We start from the raw sequence: 19,591 nt of genomic DNA on the forward strand, positions 1-19,591 counted from the left end.
CCGGGCCGGTGGTCGGTGACCACCGGCCCGGAGTGCCGTGCTTGCCCCAAAGTGCCGCTGACCTGCGGCTACAGGACCGGGAGGTTCTTGCGGAGTTCGAAAGCCGTGACCTCGCTGCGGTATTCCTCCCACTCCTGCTTCTTGTTGCGGAGGAAGAAGTCGAAGACGTGTTCGCCGAGGGTTTCGGCGACCAGTTCGCTGCGTTCCATCAGGGCGATGGCCTCGCCCAGGTTCTGCGGGAGGGGTTCGATGCCCATGGCGCGGCGTTCGGCGTCGGAGAGGGCCCAGACGTCGTCGTCGGCGCCGGCCGGGAGTTCGTAGCCCTCCTCGATGCCCTTGAGGCCGGCCGCGAGGAGGACCGCGTAGGTGAGGTAGGGGTTGGCGCCCGAGTCGATCGAGCGGACCTCCACGCGGGCCGAGCCCGTCTTGCCGGGCTTGTACATCGGGACGCGGATCAGGGCGGAGCGGTTGTTGTGGCCCCAGCAGATGTACGAGGGGGCCTCGCCGCCGGCGCCGGCGCTGCGGGAGGAGCCGCCCCAGATGCGCTTGTAGGAGTTGACCCACTGGTTGGTGACCGCCGCCGTCTCCGCGGCGTGCCGGAGGAGGCCGGCGATGAAGGAGCGGCCGACCTTGGAGAGCTGGTACTCGGCACCCGACTCGTAGAAGGCGTTGCGGTCGCCCTCGAAGAGGGAGAGGTGGGTGTGCATGCCGGAGCCGGGGTACTCGGAGAACGGCTTGGGCATGAAGGTGGCCTGGACGCCCTGTTCCAGGGCGACCTGCTTCATGACCAGCCGGAAGGTCATGATGTTGTCGGCGGTGGAGAGCGCGTCGGCGTAGCGGAGGTCGATCTCCTGCTGGCCGGGGGCGCCCTCGTGGTGGCTGAACTCGACCGAGATGCCCATCGATTCGAGCATGGTGATCGCCTGCCGGCGGAAGTCCATGCCCACATTCTGCGGGGTGTGGTCGAAATAGCCGGAGTTGTCCGCGGGCACCGGGCGGGTGCCGTCCAGCGGCTTGTCCTTCAGCAGGAAGAACTCGATCTCCGGGTGGGTGTAGAAGGTGAAGCCCAGGTCGGAGGTCTTGGCCAGGATCCGCTTGAGGACGAAGCGGGGGTCGGCGAAGGACGGCGAGCCGTCCGGCATCAGGATGTCGCAGAACATCCGGGCGGTCCCGGGGGCCTCGGCGCGCCACGGCAGTATCTGGAAGGTGCCCGGGTCCGGCTTGGCGATCATGTCGGACTCGTACACGCGGGCGAAGCCCTCGATGGCCGAGCCGTCGAAGCCGATGCCCTCGTCAAAGGCCTGTTCGAGCTCGGCGGGGGCGACCGCGACCGACTTCAGGAAGCCGAGCACGTCGGTGAACCACAGGCGCACGAAGCGGATGTCGCGCTCCTCAAGCGTCCGGAGGACGAATTCCTGCTGCTTGTCCATGCCTTCATCCTCGCAGTTCAGACAACCTGTGCACCAATTGCGCCGGGGCCTGGCGGACCCAGTATCACGGGCCGTGGTTTCCGCCAGATTACGCACCCCCCGAGCCGGTGGGCACCCCGCACTGACCTGTTGGTCGTCATGAGCACTACCATCTGCGGCCATGGGGGGCCGGCAGCACACGCAGCGCGGGCGCGAACTGCGCCGAGCGGCTCTGCTGTGCGCCCTGGGCACGCTGGTGGCCTCGCTGTTCCTCTGCGCCCGGACGGGTACGGGCGAGGCCGCGCCGCTCGGCCATCCGGCGGCGGCCGCGGCCGCGGGCCCGGCAGCGGGCCCGGCCGTACGGGGCCATGGTGCGGCAGGGGGCCCGGCGCACGCCTCGTACGTCTGCCCGTACGACCTCCCGGACTGCTCGCCGTTCCCGCACGTGGCCCCCGGCGTGCTGCCGGTGCCGCCGCCCGCGGTGGCCGCGCCCGGGACCGTCCCGCCCGAGGTCCGGGCCGCCGCGTCGGCGGCCCGGCCGCGACCGCCCGAGCCCCTGGCCCGGGCCCCTGACCTGCACGTCCTTCAGGTGCTCCGGACCTGACCGGTCCGGAGCAGTGCGCACCACCCCCACCCCCCGTGCTTATTCAGCAGAAGGACAGGCAATCCGAGATGGCTACCAAGACCGGCCGCAACGGCAAGAACCAGGGCGGATCCGACAACTCCCGGCAGGCCCGCATAGCAGAGATGCGCCGGGCGGAGCAGGCCCGCGACCGGCGCAACAAGATCCTCGCGATCACCGCCTCGGTGACGGTGATCGTGGCGCTGGCCGGCTTCGGCGCGTATGTGATCAACGACCAGAACGAGAAGGACCGCCGTCAGGAGGAGGCCGTCAAGGCCCCGGTGACCGGCGAGAAGACCTGGGACGCGAAGAAGCTCGGCCGCAACCACGTCGAGACCCAGGTCAAGTACGAGATGACCCCGCCGGTGGGCGGTGACCACAACCCGCGCTGGATGAACTGCGACGGCGACGTCTACACCACCCCGGTGCCCGAGGTGAACGCGGTGCACTCGCTGGAGCACGGCGCGGTCTGGGTGACGTACAGCGACAAGGCGCCCAAGGCCGAGGTCGACAAGCTCGCCGACAAGGTCTCCAAGACCCCCTACACGCTGATGAGCCCGGTGAAGGGGCAGAGCGGGGCCATCATGCTGAGCGCCTGGGGCAAGCAGGTGACGGTGGACAGCGCCTCGGACGCGCGGGTGAACCAGTTCTTCGCCAAGTACGTCCAGGGCCCGCAGACCCCCGAGCCGGGTGCGGCCTGCACGCAGGGGCTGGCCGCACAGTGACCCGCACGTACTGGGCGGCGCTCGGCGGCGTCTTCGTCGCGCTGCTGCTGGCCGCCGTCGCGACCATGGCCGCGGCGAACGGATCATCCGGTTCCGGGGGCTCCGGCTCCGGCGAGGGGCGGGGGCCGGTGTCGGCGGCGGACGCGGGTTTCGCCCGTGACATGTCGGTCCACCACCAGCAGGCGGTGGAGATGTCCTTCATCGTGCGGGACCGCACCGAGGACCCGGCCGTCCGCAGCCTCGCCTACGACATCGCCAACACCCAGGCCAACCAGCGGGGGATGATGCTCGGCTGGCTGGACCTGTGGGGGCTGCCGAAGGTGGCGCCCGCGGAGGAGCCGATGGCCTGGATGGCCGGGGGCAACGGGCACGGCGGGCAGGACGGCCACGGCGAGCAGGGCGGGCACGACATGGGCGGGGTGCCGACCAAGCCCGGCGCGCTGATGCCGGGCATGGCCACCAAGGCCGACCTGACCCGGCTGGGCACCCTCGACGGCAAGGCCGCGGAGGTGTTCTACCTCCAGCTGATGACCGAGCACCACAAGGGCGGGGTCGCGATGGCCGAGGGCTGTGCCCGGCTGTGCGAGAACCCGGTGGAGCGCAAGCTCGCGCAGGGGATGGTGGACGCCCAGCAGTCGGAGATGCTGCTGATGGCCGACCTGCTGAAGCGGCGCGGAGCCGCCCCGGCCGCCTGACCAGGCCGTCGGTCGGGCGCGGGGCGGGTCGTACCGGGACTCCCGTACGGCCGCCCCGGCGGGTCAGCCGCCCTCGGGTGCCCGCAGGACCGCCCGGGCCACGTCCTGCGGGCGGTCCGCCATCAGCAGGTGGCCCGCCGGCGCGGCCACCTCGAAGCGGGCCCCCAGCAGTTCGGCCAGTGCCGCCTGCCGGTCCAGCCAGCGGTACCCGGACCGGCCGGCGGAGCCGTCGTGCGCGGCCAGCACGGTGACCGGGGCGGTCAGCGGCCGGGCGGCCCGCAGGGCCCGGAGTTCGGCGGCCATCGCCCCGTAGCGGGCGTTCTCCAGCAGGGCTCCCCGCCAGACCCGGCCGGTCCGGTAGCAGCGGCGTACGAGATCGGGCGGCGCGGTGTCCGGGCCGCCGGTCCGCGACGCCCGTACGGCGGCACGCCTCAGCAGCGGCCCGAGCGCGGCCGGCAGCCCGGCCGCGGCGGCGCCCCGTCCCACCGCCCGCGCGGCGGCGGTGCGCAGGGCAGTGGCGGCTTTCGAGAACCCCGGCCCGCCCGACCCCGCCCCCGGCCCCGCTTCCGTGCCCGGGCGGCCGTCCCCCGGCTCGGTGCTGGAGTCCAGCAGGACGAGGGCGGCGGTACGGGCCGGGTGGAGCCGGGCGAAGGCCTCCGCGTGGAAGCCGGCCAGCGAGTGGCCGGCCACGGTCACCGGGCCGGCCAGGCCGAGCGCGTCCAGCAGGCCCGCGATCCGGGCCGCCTCCCCGGCGACGGTGGGCGGTGCGGCGGCGGGAGCGCTGAGCCCGTGGCCGGGCCGGTCGAAGCGGACCACGGTCCGCCGCCCGGCCAGCAGTTCCACCACCGGGTCCCAGTCGAACCAGCCGAGCGCCAGGCCCGCGGAGAGGACGCAGACCGGGCCGCGCCCCTCGACCCGTACGTGCAGCGGCACTCCGTCCGGAGCCGCCCGCACGAAACCCTCGAACCGCGGGACATCCTCGAACCGCTGGAACTCCTCGAACGGCTCGGACCGCTGCGACCGCCCGGGGCTCATGTCCGGCGTTCGCGGTGCACCGAGTACCCGAGCACGCCCAGCCAGACGGCCACCAGCAGCACCTGGAGGCGCTGGCCGGCGCCCAGCGCCCAGGTGCCGTGCCCGGCGGTGAACAGGGCGATGGCCACCAGGGTCCAGGCGGTGGCGGCGAGCGCCAGCCCGACCAGGGCCGGCCCGTAGCGGGCCAGCGGGGCGAACCAGCCGTAGCGGCGGGCGGCGAGGGTGAGGGAGACCAGGGCGACGAGCGCCCCGCACATGGCCAGGCTGCTGCTGATGGCGTGTGCCTGGTGGGTGGCCGGGACCAGGCCGGCGGTCTCCCGGGAGGCGCATACGGGGTCCACGGTGGGCTTGCAGCTGAGCGGCAGCCAGGCATCGGCGGCGGTGGCGGCACCGAAGAGGGCCACCCCGTGCCAGCCGATCACCGACCAGAGGCGGCGCGCCTCCGGGATCCGGGCCAGCCGCAGCAGGGCGAGCAGTCCGCCGGCGAAGGCCAGCAGCCCGGCCGTGAAGTCGGTGGCCCGGAAGAGGCCGCCGAGCGGCTGGTCCTGGGCGGCGAGTTCGCTGACGTACGTCTCGATGGGGTTCAGCCCGGTCGAGAGGACGACTTCGAGCACCCAGGCGGTGTAGGCGGCGGCGCTCAGGCCGAGGAGTGCGGCGATCGGCCGCGTGCCGTGCAGGGACATGGTGTGAGTGATCCTAAGCGGGGCCGGCCGGGCCCGGCACGGCGGCCGGATACCCACCCGGGGTAGGGTTCGGGCTATGACGCGCACGGTCCGGCACCCCGCCCCGAGAGCCGCCCGGTGGTACCGGCCGCTGCTGCTCGCGGTGCTGCTGCTGGGGATCGTGACCATGCACACGCTGGGCCATCCGGCCGACGCGCACGCGTCCACTGCCCCGGTAGACGCCTCCGGGGGCCATTCCGTTGCCCGGAGCGCGCCCGGGCCCGCCGCACACCACGCGGCGCCCGCGGCTCCCGCGGCTCCCGCGGCTCCCGTCCATCACGCGCCTCCCGCGACTCACGCGACTCACGCGACTCACGCGACTCACGCGCATCCCTTGGACCACGCGGCCGACGCGGCCGACGCGGCCGACGCGGACCCGGCCGCCACCGGGGAGCGGGACGGCGGCGGGACCGGCATGGACCCGATGGCGGTGTGCCTGGCCGTGCTGCTGGCCGGCCTCGGCCTGCTGCTCACCGTCCGGGGCGCCGCCGTACCGGGCGGGGCCGCCGGGCACGGCCCCGGCGGTACGGCCGTACGGACCGGAGGCGGGCCGGACCCGCCGGCCGGCCGTGAACTCCTCGCCCGGCTGGCGGTCCTGCGGGTATAGGCGCGGGCCCGGCTGCCGTCGTGCCCCGGTTCCGGCCGGGGGCGTACCGGCAGCGGACGCGCCCACCCGTTCGCCACCCTTCACGAGGTGCCGTATGCGCAGCACGCGCTCATCCGCCGTCCCCTCCCCCTCGACCCCCTCCGTTCCGCGCCGGACCCTGCTCGGCGCGGGTCTGGCCCTCGCCGGCTCCGGCCTGCTCGCCGGGTGTTCCGGCGGATCCGGGTCCGCCGCCGGGTCCGGCCACGCGGGCCACGGCGGTGCGACCGCCGGAGGTCCGGCCGCCGCCGGTTTCGTCGATCCCGCCGGGCCCGAGGTGCGGGCCGCCGAGGCCGCCCGAGCGGCCCGCGGGCCGGTCCACGAGGTCTCCCTCACCGCCGCCGCCGTCCCGCTGGACCTGGGGGCCGGCCTTACCGTCCGCAGCTGGGCCTACGGGGACCGGCTGCCCGGCCGCGAGATCCGGGTCACCGCGGGCGGGACCCTGGCCGTCACCCTGGCCAACCACCTGCCGCAGGCCACCTCCCTGCACTGGCACGGGCTCGCCCTCCGCAACGACATGGACGGGGTCCCCGGGCTCACCCAGCGGGACATCGGGCCGGGCGCGGAGTTCACCTACCGGTTCGCCGTCCCGCACCCCGGCACGTACTGGTTCCACCCGCACTCGGGGGTGCAGCAGGACCGCGGCCTCTACGCCCCGCTGATCGTCGAGGACCCGCGGGAGCCGCTGTCCTACGACAGGGAGTGGGTGGTCGTCCTCGACGACTGGGTCGACGGGGTGGACGGTTCCACCCCGGACGGGGTCCTGGCCGAACTCCGGAAGGGCATGGGCCCGGGCTCCGGCGGCCACGGCTCCGGCCACGGGGGCCACGGTTCGGGCGGCGGGACCGGGACCGTCCCGGCGCCAGGCGCCTCCCCCACCGCCCGCACCGGGCCCTCCCGGGTGGCCATGGGCTTCGACAGCGATGTGCTCGGCCCCGACGCGGGCGATGTCGCGTACCCGCACTACCTGGTCAACGGGCGGACCGCGGCGGACCCTTCCGAGTTCCGGGCCCGGCCGGGCGACCGGATCCGCCTGCGGATCGTCAACGCGGGCGGTGACACCGCCTTCCGGATCGCCCTCGGCGGCCACCGGATGACGGTGACCCACACCGACGGCTATCCGGTGGAGCACCAGGAGACCGGCTCGCTGCTGCTGGGGATGGGCGAGCGGTACGACGTGCTGGTGACGGCCGGGGACGGGGTGTTCCCGCTGACCGCGCTGGCCGAGGGGAAGGGGGCCTCGGCGCTGGCCCTGCTGCGGACCGGCCCGGGCGCCGCGCCCACGGCCGCCACCCGGCCCGCCGAACTCGCGGGTCCGCCGCTGACCGCGGACCGGCTGGCGGCGGCGCCCGGGGCGGCGCTGGCCCCGCGCGCCCCGGACCGGACCGTACGGATCCGGCTGACCGGGGGGATGGCCCGGTACGACTGGGCCTTCGACGGGAAGGCGTACGCGCCGGAGCCCCGGTACGAGGTGCGGGCGGGTGAACGGGTGCGGCTGGTGTTCTCCAACTCGACCACCATGTGGCACCCGCTGCACCTGCACGGGCACACCTTCGCCCTCGGCGGGCGGCCGGGCGGGGCCCGCAAGGACACCGCGGTGATCCTGCCGAACGGGACGCTGACCGCGGACTTCGACGCGGACAACCCCGGGCTGTGGATGGTGCACTGCCACAACGTGTACCACGCGGAGGCCGGGATGATGACGGTCCTCGGCTACCGGCGGGCCTGAGGCCCACGGGCCGCACCCGGACCCCGGGTGCGGCCCGGAGGGGCGTGCTGACCTGCGGACCGGTCGTGAAAGAGGTTTCCGACCGGTAGGGGTACATGACAGGCTGGGCGAACATATGACCGCAGCACCGCCACCCGAGGACTCCCCAGGCATGAGCACGCCCCCGAACCCGTCCGACGACACCACCCCGCCCGCCGGCCCGCCGGCGGAGGCCGAAGCCGCCCCGGCGGCCGCGGACCGGGCACCGGCGCCGCTCTCCCTGGACAAGTCCGGCTCCCCCGACAAGCCCGGGACCACCGACAAGCCCGGGACCACCGCCCCGGCCGCCGCCACCCCGGCCGCCCCCGCCCCCGCCGCCAACCCCTTCGCGGCGCCCTCCGCCACCGCGCCGCCCGGCGCACCGCTCGGCGCGGCACCGGGGGGCCCGTACCCGGGAACCGGCGCCCAGGGCGGCCCCGGCGCCTCCGGTGCCCCCGGCGGGAACTGGGGTCCGGCCGGACACCCGACCCAGCCGTACCCCGTGGGCCCCGGCGGCCCCGGCGGTCCCGGCGGCGCCCCGTACGCCGGGGGCGCGTTCGCGCCGCCCGTGCCGACCAACGGGCTGGCCGTCGGCGCGCTGGCGCTCGGCATCTGCGCCTTCGTCCTCGGGTTCATCCCCTTCCTCTTCTTCTTCGGCATCAGCATGGCCCCGGTCGCCATCGGCCTCGGCATCGCCGGAATCGTCAAGGCCCGGGAGGGCGCGCCCCGCAAGGGCGCGGCCGTGGCGGGCACCGTCCTCGGCGTCCTCTCCTTCGGTTCGATGGTGGCCGGCATCGCGCTGACCGTGATGATCATGGACGACCTGGAGGAGAGGGACCACGGCTCCTTCTCCTATGTGGAGGTGACCGAGGACGGTGACACCTCCGACCCGGACACCGGCACCGCCACCCCGGTGCCGGCCCCGACCCCGACCGCGGTGCCCAGCCCGACCGATGTGCCCGGCCTGACCCGGCCGCTCGCCTTCGGCCAGACCTTCGTCTACGAGGACGGGGTCAAGGTCACCGTGCGGGAGGCGAAGGGGTACACCCCGGACCCGGACACGTACATGCCCAACCGGCCGAAGTTCGCCGCCAAGGTGACCGTCACCATCACCAACGACTCCGCCGAACGGATCGAGATCCGGCTGGCCCTGCCCTCCGCCCGCGACGACAAGGGCATGGAGGCCGCCCGGGTGTACGACTCCTCGGTCCACAAGCCGTTCGACGGTTCGCTGCTGCCCGGCCAGTCGGCCACCGGCGTCTTCGGCTACGGCCTGCCCGAGGGCAACAAGGGCCTCCGGTTCGAGATCGCCCCCGGCACCGACTACGAGGGCGCGATCTGGTCCGGCGACCTGCGCTGAACCGTCCGGGCGCCCCGATCCCAAGACATCGCGTCAGAAAGACGATTAGACTGGGGGCGTGCCTCAACTTCGCCTCGCGCTGAATCAGATCGACGCGCACGTCGGCCGGATCCCGGCCAACGCCGACTCGATCGTGCACTGGACCCGGCACTCCGCCGAGCAGGGCGCCCATCTGGTCGCCTTCCCCGAAATGGCCCTCACCGGCTATCCCGTGGAGGACCTCGCGCTGCGCGGGTCCTTCGTGGAGGCCTCCCGGGCCGCCCTGGACGCCGTCGCGGCCCGGCTGGCCGCCGAGGGCCTCGGGGAGCTGCCGGTGATCGTCGGCTATCTGGACCGGTCGGGGCGGGCGGAGCCCCGGCTCGGCCGTCCGGCCGGCTCCCCCGAGAACGCGGCCGCCGTCCTGCACCGGGGCCGGGCCGTGCTCCGGTTCGCCAAGCACCACCTCCCCAACTACGGGGTGTTCGACGAGTTCCGCTACTTCGTGCCGGGAGACACCCAGCCGGTGATCCGGGTGCACGGGGTGGACGTGGCCCTGGCCATCTGCGAGGACCTCTGGCAGGACGGCGGCCGGGTGCCGGCCACCCGGTCCGCCGGGGCCGGACTGCTGATCTCGGTCAACGCCTCCCCGTACGAGCGGAACAAGGACGACCTGCGGCTGGAGCTGGTCCGCAAGCGCGCCCAGGAGGCCGGCTGCACCCTCGCCTACCTGGCCATGACGGGCGGCCAGGACGAGCTGGTCTTCGACGGGGACTCGATCGTGGTCGACCGGCACGGCGAGGTCATCGCCCGCGCCCCGCAGTTCTCCGAGGGCTGCGTCCTGGTGGACCTGGACCTCCCGGCCGCCTCCCCGGACGCCCCCGAGGGGGTGGTGGACGACGGGCTGCGGATCGACCGGGTGGTGCTGTCCGCCGAGCCCCTGGCCCCGTATCCGCCGGTGGTGCCCGGCGGGCAGGCCGACCGGCTGGACGACGAGGCGGAGGTGTACGAGGCGTTGGTGACGGGCCTGCGCGCGTACGTCCGCAAGAACGGGTTCCGCTCGGTGCTGATCGGGCTGTCGGGGGGCATCGACTCGGCGCTGGTGGCCGCGGTCGCCTGCGACGCGCTCGGCCCGGAGAACGTGTACGGCATCTCGATGCCCTCCCGGTACTCCTCCGACCACTCCCGGGGCGACGCGGCGGAACTGGCCCGGCGGACCGGCCTGAGCCTCCGCACCGTCTCCATCGAGCCGATGTTCGACGCCTACATGGGGGCACTGGGGCTCACCGGGCTGGCCGAGGAGAACCTCCAGTCCCGGCTGCGCGGCACCCTGCTGATGGCCGTCTCCAACCAGGAGGGGCACCTGGTGCTGGCCCCGGGCAACAAGTCGGAGCTGGCCGTCGGCTACTCCACCCTCTACGGGGACTCGGTCGGCGCCTACGGGCCCATCAAGGACGTCTACAAGTCGGACGTGTTCCGGCTGGCCCGCCGCCGCAACCGGGCGGCCGAGGAGCGCGGCGAGGTCCCGCCGATCCCGGAGAACTCCATCGGCAAGCCGCCCAGCGCCGAACTGCGCCCCGGGCAGGTGGACACCGACTCGCTGCCCGACTATCCGGTGCTGGACGCGATCCTGGAGCGGTACGTGGACCGGGACCAGGGGCTGGCGGAGATCGTGGCGGCCGGGTTCGATCCGGAGCTGGTGGCACGGACCCTGCGGATGGTGGACACCGCCGAGTACAAGCGGCGCCAGTACCCGCCGGGCACCAAGATCTCCGCCAAGGGGTTCGGCAAGGACCGCCGGCTGCCGGTCACCAACGGCTGGCGCGAGTCCCCGTAGCCCCGGCCCGGGCTACCGGCCCCGACCGCGGCCTACGGCCCCGGACGGGACTACGGCCGGACGGTGACCCGGGCCGCGATCGGCAGGTGGTCGCTGCCCGTGCGGGGCAGCGACCAGGAGGCCTCCGGCCTGATCCCGCGGACCATGATCTGGTCGATCCGGGCCATCGGGAACTCGGCCGGCCAGCTGAAGCCGAAGCCGTCGCCGGCCGCGCCCTGGGTGGAACGCATCTGGGAGGTCACCGGGGACAGGGCGCGGTCGTTCATGGTGCCGTTGAGGTCGCCGAGCAGGATGACCCGGTGCAGCGGTTCGGCGGCCAGCGCCTGCCCGAGGGCCTCGGCGCTGTTGTCGCGCTGGTTGGCGGTGAAGCCGGCGTTCAGCTTGACCCGGACCGAGGGCAGGTGGGCGACGAACACGGCCACCTCGCCCTGCTCGGTCTTCACGGTGGTCCGCATCGCGCGGGTCCAGCCCATCTTGATGTCCACCGGCAGGGTTCCGGTCAGCGGGTACTTGCTCCACACCCCGACGGTGCCCTCGACCGCGTGGTAGGGGTAGGCCCGCTCCAGGGCCTTGCGGTAGACGGGCACGGCGCTGGCCTTGAGCTCGGTCAGGGCCAGCACCTCGGCCCCGGAGCGGGCCACGGAGGCGGCGGTGCCGTGCGGGTCGGCGTTGTCGGCGTCCACGTTGTGGGTGGCCACGGTCAGGTTGCCGCCGCCCCCCGACTTGTCGGTGACCAGCCCGCCGAACAGGTTGAGCCAGACCCCGGCGGTGATCAGTATCGCGATCAGGGCGGTGGCCGACTTCCGGTACACCGCGCCGGCCAGCAGCAGCGGGACGGCCAGGCCCAGCCAGGGCAGGAAGGTCTCGGTGAGGCTGCCGAGGTTGCCGACGTCGTTCGGCAGCTCGGCGTGCAGGATCATGATCAGCGAGAGCACCAGGGCCAGCGCGGCGAGCACCAGCCCGCGCCGCCAGATGCCCGGGTCCCGGCGCAGTTCGGCCAGCCGGCGCCGGACCCGGGTCCCGGAGGGCTCGGGCTCCGAGCCGCCGTTCCCGGTGTCCGTCATGTACGCCTGTGCCATGCCACTGCCCTCGCTGCCTTGCTCGCGCTCGGTCCCCGCCCCTTGACCCTAGGCGATATCCCGAGCTCTCCGTGCCGTCCGTTCCGCTTCGTACGACCGGGAGGACGAAGGGCCCCCGCACACGGGTTCCGGTTGTCACGAAACGCGCACATTCTGCCCGGCGTGGCGGCCTCCGGGCCGGTCGCCGCACGGGTGTCGCCGGAGTCCTGGCGGGGTGGCGACCGCCACGGCCGATGGGCCCTTCCGCCGCGGGCCGGGACGGTGCAACCATGGTGAGTGAGTCCGGGGACGCCGTCAGGGCGCCTCGAGATGACACAAGGAGCAGTCGCAATGACGCACGCCCCCGTTTCGCCTGCCCGGGAACCAGCAGCGGGCCCCTCCCTCTACGGCGGCAAGAGCAACCGCCGGCTCACGGTCCGCGACATCACCCTCGCCAAGGAGCGCGGCGAGAAGTGGGCCATGCTGACCGCCTACGACGCGATGACCGCGTCGGTCTTCGACGAGGCCGGCATCCCGGTGATCCTCGTCGGGGACTCGATGGGCAACTGCCACCTGGGGTACGACACCACCGTCCCGGTGACCATGGAGCAGATGAGCATGCTGTCGGCGGCCGTGGTCCGCGGCACCCGCCGTGCGCTGGTGGTCGGCGACCTGCCGTTCGGCTCGTACCAGGAGGGCCCGGTGCAGGCCCTGCGCAGCGCCACCCGGCTGGTCAAGGAGGCCGGGGTCGGGGCGGTCAAGCTGGAGGGCGGCGAGCGGTCGCTGGCCCAGACCGAGCTGATCGTGCAGGCCGGCATCCCGGTGATGTCGCACCTGGGCCTGACCCCGCAGTCCGTGAACGCCATGGGCTACCGGGTGCAGGGGCGCGGGGACGAGGCCGCGCACCGGCTGCTGCGGGACGCCAAGGCGGCCCAGGACGCCGGCGCCTTCGCGGTGGTGCTGGAGCTGGTGCCGGCCGAGCTGGCCGCCGAGGTGACCCGGTCCCTGCACATTCCGACGGTGGGCATCGGGGCGGGCGCCGACTGCGACGCCCAGGTGCTGGTGTGGACCGACATGATGGGCCTCACGGGCGGCAAGATGCCCCGGTTCGTGAAGCAGTACGCGGACCTCCGCGCCACCATGACGGACGCGGCCCGGGCCTTCGCCGAGGATGTGGCGGGCGGTTCCTTCCCGCTCGAAGAGCACAGCGTCCACTAGCTCTGACCTGCGACGACGGCTTCCCGACAGTCTCCTGTCGGGAGGCTGTCGGTGCGTTGTCGGTGGCGGCTGCTCTCATAGGGGGCATGACGCGAATCGACAAGAACCCCCAGAGCGGCGCGACGAACGCCGTGGAGGTCCGGGGACTGGTCAAGCACTACGGCGAGACCAAAGCACTGGACGGCGTGGACCTGGACGTCCGCGAGGGCACCGTCCTCGGGGTCCTCGGACCCAACGGCGCCGGGAAGACCACCCTGGTCCGCATCCTGTCCACCCTGATCGTCCCGGACTCCGGGCACGCCACCGTGGCGGGCTTCGACGTGGTCCGCCAGCCGCGGCAGCTGCGCCGCACCATCGGTCTCACCGGCCAGTACGCCTCGGTCGACGAGAAGCTGTCCGGCTGGGAGAACCTGTACATGATCGGGCGGCTGCTGGACCTCCCCCGCAAGGAGGCCCGCTCCCGGTCCGACGAGCTGCTGGAGCGGTTCTCGCTCACCGAGGCGGCCAAGAAGCCCGCGATGAACTACTCCGGCGGCATGCGGCGGCGGCTGGACCTCGCCGCCTCGATGATCGGCAAGCCGGCGGTGCTGTATCTGGACGAGCCCACCACCGGACTCGACCCGCGCACCCGCAACGAGGTCTGGGACGAGGTGCAGCGGATGGTCGCCGAGGGGGCCACGGTGCTGCTCACCACCCAGTACATGGAGGAGGCGGAGCAGCTGGCGAACGAGCTGACCGTCATCGACAAGGGCAAGGTCATCGCCAACGGCCGGGTGGACGAACTGAAGGCGCGGGTCGGCGGCCGCACCCTGCGGATCCGCCCGGCGGACCCGGCGGACCTGCCGGCCATGGCCCGGGCGCTGGCCGAGGCCGGGCTGGACGGGGTGGCCGGCTCGCAGGCGGTGCCCGACGAGGGCGTGCTGCTGGTGCCGATCCTGAGCGACGAGCAGCTGACCGCGGTGGTCGGCCTGCTGGCCGCCCGCGGGTTCGGGATCTCCGACCTCGGCACCTATCTGCCCAGCCTGGACGAGGTGTTCCTCGCCATCACCGGCCACAAGGCCGGCTCCGAAGACACCGCCGACGGCTCCGCGCCGGTACCGGCCCAGCAGAACGAGGAGGTCGCGGCATGAGCGCCGTCACCACGACGCCCACCGGTACCACGCCCGCCGCGCCGCCGGCGCCCGCCGCCCCGGTGCCCTCCGAGGGCCGGCTCGGCCTGCGGGCGCACGCCCGGCACATCGGCGCCCTGGTGCGCCGCAACACCCTGCAGATCAAGCAGGACCCCGAGTCGATGTTCGACGTCCTGTTCATGCCGATCATCTTCACGCTGCTGTTCGTGTTCGTGTTCGGCGGCGCGATCTCCGGTCAGGGCAACCAGGACGTCTACGTCAACTACCTGGTGCCCGGCCTGATGGCCATGATGGGCATGAACATCGCCATGGCGGTGGGCACCGGGGTCAACGACGACTTCCGCAAGGGTGTGATGGACCGGTTCCGGTCCATGCCGATCGCCCGTTCCTCAGTGCTGATCGCGAAGATCGTGGTCGAGGTCGGCCGGATGGTCGTCGCCATGACCATCCTGCTGATCATGGGCTTCATCCTGGGGATGTCCCTGCCGGGCGGGGTGCTCCAGCTGCTGGGGGCCGTGCTGCTGTCCATGGTGTTCGGCGCCTCGCTGATGTGGATCTTCATCCTGCTGGGCCTCACCATGAAGACCGCCCAGGCGGTCCAGGGCATGGCGATGCTGGTGCTGATGCCGCTCCAGTTCGGCAGCTCGATCTTCGCGCCGACCACCTCGATGCCGGGCTGGCTGCAGAGCTTCACCGATGTGAACCCGCTGTCCAACCTGGCCGACGCGGCCCGCGCCCTGATCAACGACGAGGGGGCCATCGCCCACCCGGTCATCGTCACCCTGATCTGGGCGTTCGCCATCACCGCGGTCACCGCCCCGCTGGCGGTCCGCAAGTTCCGCAACAAGACCTGACCGGCGGTCGGGTCAGACCAGGGCGGCGGCTTCCTCCAGGGTGAGTCCGCCGCCCTCGGCGTACGCCGCCTCGTAGGCGGAGTCGCCCAGGGCCTTGCGGGCCAGCGCCTCGGCGTGGGCGTCCAGCTCGCGTTCGATGGTCACCGGCACGTACTCGGGCGGCAGATGGGCCCGGGCCGCGGCGAGCACCCGGGCCGCGTCGGCGGCCGGGGCCGTGCCGGCGGGCCCGCCGGACCCGCCGAGCCCGGCCAGCGCGGCGGCGGCCGTCAGCAGGTGCACCGCGGCGATCTGCGGGGCCACCATCTTGGCGATCGGGTCCTCGCCCACGGCCATGGCCTCCCGGATGGTGGTCCGGGCGTGCTCGTGGTCGCCCTCCCGGACGTCCAGCCAGGCCGTCACCCCCAGCACGAACAGATCGAAGATCGCGAAGGCGCCGAAGGAGAACTCCTCGCGCAGCACCCGGAGCTGGGCGCGGGCCTCGGCCGTCCGCCCGGTCCTGCCGTAGCGGGTGGCCAGGAACATCCGGGCGGCCGGCATGGCCTCGTTGCCGTACTGCCGGGGGTTGGCCAGGGCGGCCAGCAGGATCTCCTCGCCCTCCGCCGCCTCCGTCTCGCCCTGCTCGGCGAGGGCCCCCGCCAGCCGCACCCGCAGAACGGTGACCTGGGCGCTGGCGCCGAGCCGCTCGGCGTGCCGGACGGCCCGGCGGTAGTCCTCGGCGGCCGCCGCGTAGGCCCCGCTCTTCTCCCGGGCCTCGGCGCGGGCGGACAGCGCCTCGGCGCAGCCCCAGTCGTCGCCGGCCTCCCGGAACAGGGCGAGGCTCTCCTCGGCGTCGCGGGCCGCGTCCCCGGCCCAGGCGGACCGGTTGGCGAGCACGTTGGCGCGCAGCTGGAGGGCGGAGGCCAGCTCCCAGCGCATGTCCAGGCGGCGGCAGGTGTCCACGGTGGCGTCCATGACCCGCTGGAGCCGTTCCGGGTCCCCGGCGATCATCACGGCGAAGATCCAGAGCCCGGCGGGAGAATGGCAGGTCTGCGGCTGTCCCGGCCGGTAGGCGGCGAGCACCCCCTCGATCCGGGTCCGCATCTCTTCGGAGTGCCAGCCGTCGCTGTTCTGGTCGCGGGCGGCGAGCCGGACCAGTTGGACGCCCCGCCAGCCCTCGGTGAGGAGCTCGCCCCGGTAGGGCGGGGGCGAGTCCACGATCCGTTCGTGGACCGGCTCGGCGGGGACCACCGGCGGCAGGAAGGGGTCCGGGCCGAGGGCGGCGGCGGCCCCGGACCAGTGCCGGGACTCGGCGCTCAGGTCGTGCATGTGCCAGTACGTGACCAGGCTGTGCACCAGACAGAGCACCTCCTGCTCCTGGTGGCCGGCGACGGCCCGGCGGAGCGCGGTGCGGAGGTTCTCGTACTCGGTGGCCAGGGTCGCGGCGGCGGCCCGCTGCCGGTGGCCGCGGAGCAGCGGGTCGGTGGTGCGGGCGAGTTCGCGGTAGTGGACCAGGTGCCGCCGCTCGGTGGCGGCCCGGTCGCCGCCGGCCTCGGCGAGGCGTTCGGCGGCGTATTCGGCGACGGTCTCCAGCAGCCGGTAGCGCATGGTGCCGTCGGCGGCCGGGGCGGCGACGACCAGGGACTTGTCGACGAGGGCGCCGACCCGGTCGGCGACCTCCTCGGCGGGCAGCGCGGCCGGGCCGGAGGGGTCGGCGAGGCCGGAGGGGTCGGCCGGGTCGGCCGGGTCGGCGCAGACGGCCTCGGCGGCCGGCAGGTCGCAGCCGCCCGCGAACACCGACAGCCGGCGCAGCACCGTGCGTTCGGTGTCGTCCAGCAGGTCCCAGGACCAGTCCACCACCGCCCGCAGGGTCTGCTGGCGGGGCAGCACCGTGCGGCTGCCGTTGGTCAGCAGCTTGAAGCGGTTGTCCAGCCGGTCGGCGATCTGCCGCGGGCTCAGCAGCCGCAGCCGGGCCGCGGCCAGTTCGATGGCCAGCGGCAGCCCGTCCAGCCGGCCGCAGATCTCGGCGGCCGCGGCCGGGTCCTCGGCCACGCTGAACCCGGGGCGGGCGGCCGCGCCCCGGTCCTGGAGCAGCAGCAGGGCGACCGGGTCGGGCAGCGGTTCGACCGGGCGCAGCAGTTCGCCGGGGACTCCGAGGGGTTCCCGGCTGGTCGCCAGGATCCGCACCCCCGGGCACCGGGCGAGGAGTTCCTCGGCCAGCCGGGCGGCCGCGTCGATGACGTGCTCGCAGTTGTCCAGGACCAGCAGCAGCCTGCGGCGGGCGCAGAACTCGGCGAGCCGGTCGAGGGGCTCGTCGGCGCTGCGGTCGGTGAGGACCCGGAGTTCCTCGGCGCCGCCGCCGCGGAGTTTGGTCTCGCGGGCGCCGAGCGCGGACAGGACGGCCTCGGGGAGGTCCTCGGGGTCGTCCACGGGGGCGAGCTCGACGAACCAGACCCCGTCGGGCCAGCCGTCCGGGCCGCCGGTGCCGTGGGCCTCGGCGGCCTCCTGGGAGAGCCGGGTCTTCCCGGCCCCGCCGGGGCCGAGCAGGGTGACCAGGCGGGCCCGGGCCAGGTCCCGGCCGATGGTGCGGATGTCCTCCTCCCGGCCGACGAAGGTGGTGAGCCGGGCCCGCAGGTTCCCGGCGGCGGCCGGGGCCGCCGGCGCCGCCGTCGGCGGGGCTGCCGGGACCGCCGGGGCGGGGCCGGGCTCGGGGTGGAGGAGTTCGCCGTGCAGGGCGCGCAGATCGGGGCCGGGGTCGGTGCCGAGCCGGGCGGCGAGGTCCCGGCGGACCTCCTCGTAGGCGGAGAGCGCCTCGGCGGGGCGGCCGGTCCGGCGCAGCGCCCTGATCCGGAGGGCCTGGAGCGGTTCGTCCAGGGGGCGTTCCGCGCACAGGGCGGTGAGCTCGGGCAGGATCTGGGCGGCCCGGCCCAGGGCGAGGGCGGCGGCGAATCCGCCCCGGCGGGCTTCCAGCCGTACGGCGTCCCAGCGGGCCGCCTCCGGTCCCGGGTCGGGCAGGTCGGCCAGCGCGGGGCCCCGCCACAGGCCGAGGGCCTGCGCGGAGAGTTCGGCGGCCGGGCCGGGCCGGTCGGCGGCGAGCTCGGCGGCGGCGGAGCGGGCCAGGTCCTCGAAGCGGTAGAGGTCGATGTCCTCGCGGTCGGCGACCAGCCGGTAGCCGCGGCCGGCGGAGGCGACGGCGGCGTGCCCGAGGGCGCGTCTGAGCCGTCCGACGAGGGCCTGGAGCGCGGCGGGGGCGTCGGCGGGCCGGTCCCCGTCCTCGCCCCACAGTTCGGCCACCAGCACCTCGGCCGGGACGGCGCGCCCGGGCCGGACCGCGAGCGCGGTCAGCAGGGCGCGCAGCCGTCTGCCGCCGAGCACGACGGGGCTGCCGTCGTCCCGGACCGCCTGGGCACTGCCGAGAATCGCGTAACGCACCGCCCCATTGTCCCTGTCCCGGCGTGCCACCGGTCGCCCGCCCGGTGGCCGGGGGGCGGCGGCCGGGTATGTTGCGGCGCATGGCTACCACGGCGCGCAGCAGCGAGCGGCAGATCAGTCCGGTGTTCCTCGGGATCGTCGCGGTGATGGCGGTGACCGGGTGGGCCGTGTGGACGGACTACGCGGCCAGTGCCGGTCTGGCCGTGTTCCTGTTCGTGACCTCGGCGTGGATCGTGTCGCTGTGCCTGCACGAGTACGCGCACGCCCGGACGGCCCTGCACAGCGGGGACCTGACGGTGGGCTCCAAGGGCTATCTGACGCTGAACCCGCTCGCGTACACGCACGCGCTGCTGAGCATCGTGCTGCCGGTGCTGTTCGTGATCCTGGGCGGGCTGGGCCTGCCGGGCGGGGCGGTCTACATCGAGCGCGGCCGGATCCGCAAGCGCTGGCAGCACAGCCTGATCTCGGCGGCGGGCCCGCTGACCAACGTGGCCTTCGCGGTGGTGTGCACGGCGCCGTTCTGGCTGGACGCGCTGGACGGGGTGCCGGCCGCGTTCCGGTACGCGCTGGCGTTCCTGGCGCTGCTCCAGGTGACGGCGGCGATCCTGAACTTCCTGCCGGTGCCCGGGCTGGACGGCTACGGGGTGATCGAGCCCTGGCTGCCGTACTCGGTGCGCCGGCAGGTGGAGCCGCTGGCGCCGTTCGGGCTGATCGCCGTGTTCGCGCTGCTGTGGATCCCCGAGGTGAACCGGTTCTTCTTCGATGTGGTCTACGGCCTGCTGGAGGGCCTGGGCATCCCGGACCTGGAGTCCGACTGCGGCCGGGACCTCTACCGCTTCTGGCAGGACGCTCCGGAGATCTGCTCGGTCACGGGTTGACGCGGGCGGCGCCGCCGGCCCGGGCGGCCTTCTCCGCCTTGGCCTTGCGGAGGTAGAACCAGGCCATGTTGGAGGTCAGCCCGGCCAGCAGCACCCAGATGATCCCGAGGAAGCTGCCCTCCACGAAGGCGACCACGGCCGCGGCGACGGACAGCGCGCAGACGACAAGGGCGAAGACGGCAAGGCGGGGCATCGGACGGGACTCCTCGGACACGACAGGGACGGTTTCCGGCCCCACCAGTGTCCCCCATCCCCGGCAGGGATCCCGTAAGCC

The 19,591-nt window shown here is 74.1% G+C and carries 17 protein-coding genes; 11 read left to right on the forward strand and 6 right to left on the reverse strand.

Annotated elements, in window-relative coordinates; translation table 11 throughout:
* Positions 1-68: 68 nt before the first annotated feature.
* On the reverse strand, positions 69-1,430 hold the full coding sequence (locus ACZ50K_RS02335) for a glutamine synthetase family protein (RefSeq protein WP_468896431.1): 1,362 nt from the start codon (positions 1,428-1,430) through the stop codon (positions 69-71).
* A gap of 160 nt (positions 1,431-1,590) precedes the next feature.
* On the opposite strand from ACZ50K_RS02335, the gene ACZ50K_RS02340 reads away from it, so the two are divergent.
* The 3 genes from ACZ50K_RS02340 (at position 1,591) to ACZ50K_RS02350 (ending at position 3,451) form a co-directional block, all read left to right on the forward strand.
* Complete coding sequence (locus tag ACZ50K_RS02340; RefSeq protein WP_468896432.1) at positions 1,591-2,013, forward strand: hypothetical protein; 423 nt, start codon at positions 1,591-1,593, stop codon at positions 2,011-2,013.
* Positions 2,014-2,081: 68 nt separating this feature from the next.
* Entirely contained in the window at positions 2,082-2,756 is a 675-nt protein-coding gene (locus tag ACZ50K_RS02345; RefSeq protein WP_468896435.1) for a DUF3105 domain-containing protein, read from the forward strand.
* Positions 2,753-3,451: a DUF305 domain-containing protein gene (locus tag ACZ50K_RS02350; protein WP_468896437.1), complete on the forward strand. Its 699-nt coding sequence runs from the start codon at positions 2,753-2,755 to the stop codon at positions 3,449-3,451. Before ACZ50K_RS02345 ends, ACZ50K_RS02350 begins: the two co-directional genes overlap by 4 nt.
* Before the next feature lie 63 nt (positions 3,452-3,514).
* Here ACZ50K_RS02350 and ACZ50K_RS02355 read toward each other — a convergent pair whose 3' ends face one another.
* Positions 3,515-4,486, reverse strand: coding sequence for an alpha/beta fold hydrolase (locus ACZ50K_RS02355; protein WP_468896440.1), 972 nt, complete (start codon positions 4,484-4,486; stop codon positions 3,515-3,517).
* A complete protein-coding gene (locus ACZ50K_RS02360; RefSeq protein WP_468896442.1) occupies positions 4,483-5,169 on the reverse strand; it encodes a DUF998 domain-containing protein in 687 nt (228 codons plus the stop codon). Before ACZ50K_RS02360 ends, ACZ50K_RS02355 begins: the two co-directional genes overlap by 4 nt.
* Before the next feature lie 373 nt (positions 5,170-5,542).
* Here ACZ50K_RS02360 and ACZ50K_RS02365 point away from each other — a divergent pair, with 373 nt between their 5' ends.
* From ACZ50K_RS02365 to ACZ50K_RS02380, 4 genes are all read left to right on the forward strand, one after another.
* On the forward strand, positions 5,543-5,815 hold the full coding sequence (locus ACZ50K_RS02365) for a hypothetical protein (RefSeq protein WP_468896444.1): 273 nt from the start codon (positions 5,543-5,545) through the stop codon (positions 5,813-5,815).
* A 94-nt stretch (positions 5,816-5,909) separates the two neighbouring features.
* Positions 5,910-7,580: a multicopper oxidase family protein gene (locus tag ACZ50K_RS02370; RefSeq protein ID WP_468896446.1), complete on the forward strand. Its 1,671-nt coding sequence runs from the start codon at positions 5,910-5,912 to the stop codon at positions 7,578-7,580.
* 151 nt (positions 7,581-7,731) lie between these two features.
* On the forward strand, positions 7,732-8,958 hold the full coding sequence (locus ACZ50K_RS02375; protein WP_468896448.1) for a DUF4190 domain-containing protein: 1,227 nt from the start codon (positions 7,732-7,734) through the stop codon (positions 8,956-8,958).
* A gap of 58 nt (positions 8,959-9,016) precedes the next feature.
* On the forward strand, positions 9,017-10,771 hold the full coding sequence (locus ACZ50K_RS02380) for an NAD+ synthase (RefSeq protein ID WP_468896450.1): 1,755 nt from the start codon (positions 9,017-9,019) through the stop codon (positions 10,769-10,771).
* A 50-nt stretch (positions 10,772-10,821) separates the two neighbouring features.
* Here ACZ50K_RS02380 and ACZ50K_RS02385 read toward each other — a convergent pair whose 3' ends face one another.
* Complete coding sequence (locus tag ACZ50K_RS02385) at positions 10,822-11,850, reverse strand: endonuclease/exonuclease/phosphatase family protein (protein WP_468896452.1); 1,029 nt, start codon at positions 11,848-11,850, stop codon at positions 10,822-10,824.
* Between the two features lie 330 nt (positions 11,851-12,180).
* Between ACZ50K_RS02385 and panB the strand changes: the two genes are divergently transcribed.
* From panB to ACZ50K_RS02400, 3 genes are all read left to right on the forward strand, one after another.
* Positions 12,181-13,047, forward strand: coding sequence for a 3-methyl-2-oxobutanoate hydroxymethyltransferase (gene panB, locus ACZ50K_RS02390; RefSeq protein ID WP_468896454.1), 867 nt, complete (start codon positions 12,181-12,183; stop codon positions 13,045-13,047).
* An 86-nt stretch (positions 13,048-13,133) separates the two neighbouring features.
* On the forward strand, positions 13,134-14,177 hold the full coding sequence (locus ACZ50K_RS02395; protein ID WP_468896456.1) for an ATP-binding cassette domain-containing protein: 1,044 nt from the start codon (positions 13,134-13,136) through the stop codon (positions 14,175-14,177).
* A complete protein-coding gene (locus ACZ50K_RS02400; protein ID WP_468896458.1) occupies positions 14,174-15,031 on the forward strand; it encodes an ABC transporter permease in 858 nt (285 codons plus the stop codon). The genes ACZ50K_RS02395 and ACZ50K_RS02400 overlap by 4 nt, the downstream gene beginning before the upstream one ends.
* 12 nt (positions 15,032-15,043) lie before the next feature.
* Here ACZ50K_RS02400 and ACZ50K_RS02405 read toward each other — a convergent pair whose 3' ends face one another.
* Entirely contained in the window at positions 15,044-18,439 is a 3,396-nt protein-coding gene (locus ACZ50K_RS02405; protein WP_468896461.1) for a BTAD domain-containing putative transcriptional regulator, read from the reverse strand.
* Positions 18,440-18,519: 80 nt separating this feature from the next.
* Here ACZ50K_RS02405 and ACZ50K_RS02410 point away from each other — a divergent pair, with 80 nt between their 5' ends.
* Positions 18,520-19,317 (forward strand): site-2 protease family protein, encoded by a 798-nt coding sequence (locus tag ACZ50K_RS02410; protein WP_468896463.1) that lies wholly within the window; start codon positions 18,520-18,522, stop codon positions 19,315-19,317.
* On the opposite strand, the gene ACZ50K_RS02415 is transcribed toward ACZ50K_RS02410, so the two are convergent.
* Positions 19,307-19,510 carry a hypothetical protein gene (locus ACZ50K_RS02415; protein ID WP_468896465.1) on the reverse strand — a complete coding sequence of 68 codons (204 nt, stop codon included), beginning with the start codon at positions 19,508-19,510 and terminating at the stop codon, positions 19,307-19,309. The genes ACZ50K_RS02410 and ACZ50K_RS02415 overlap by 11 nt on opposite strands.
* Positions 19,511-19,591: the final 81 nt, after the last annotated feature.

It is taken from the genome of Streptomyces sp. NPDC033845 (genome assembly GCF_055576225.1).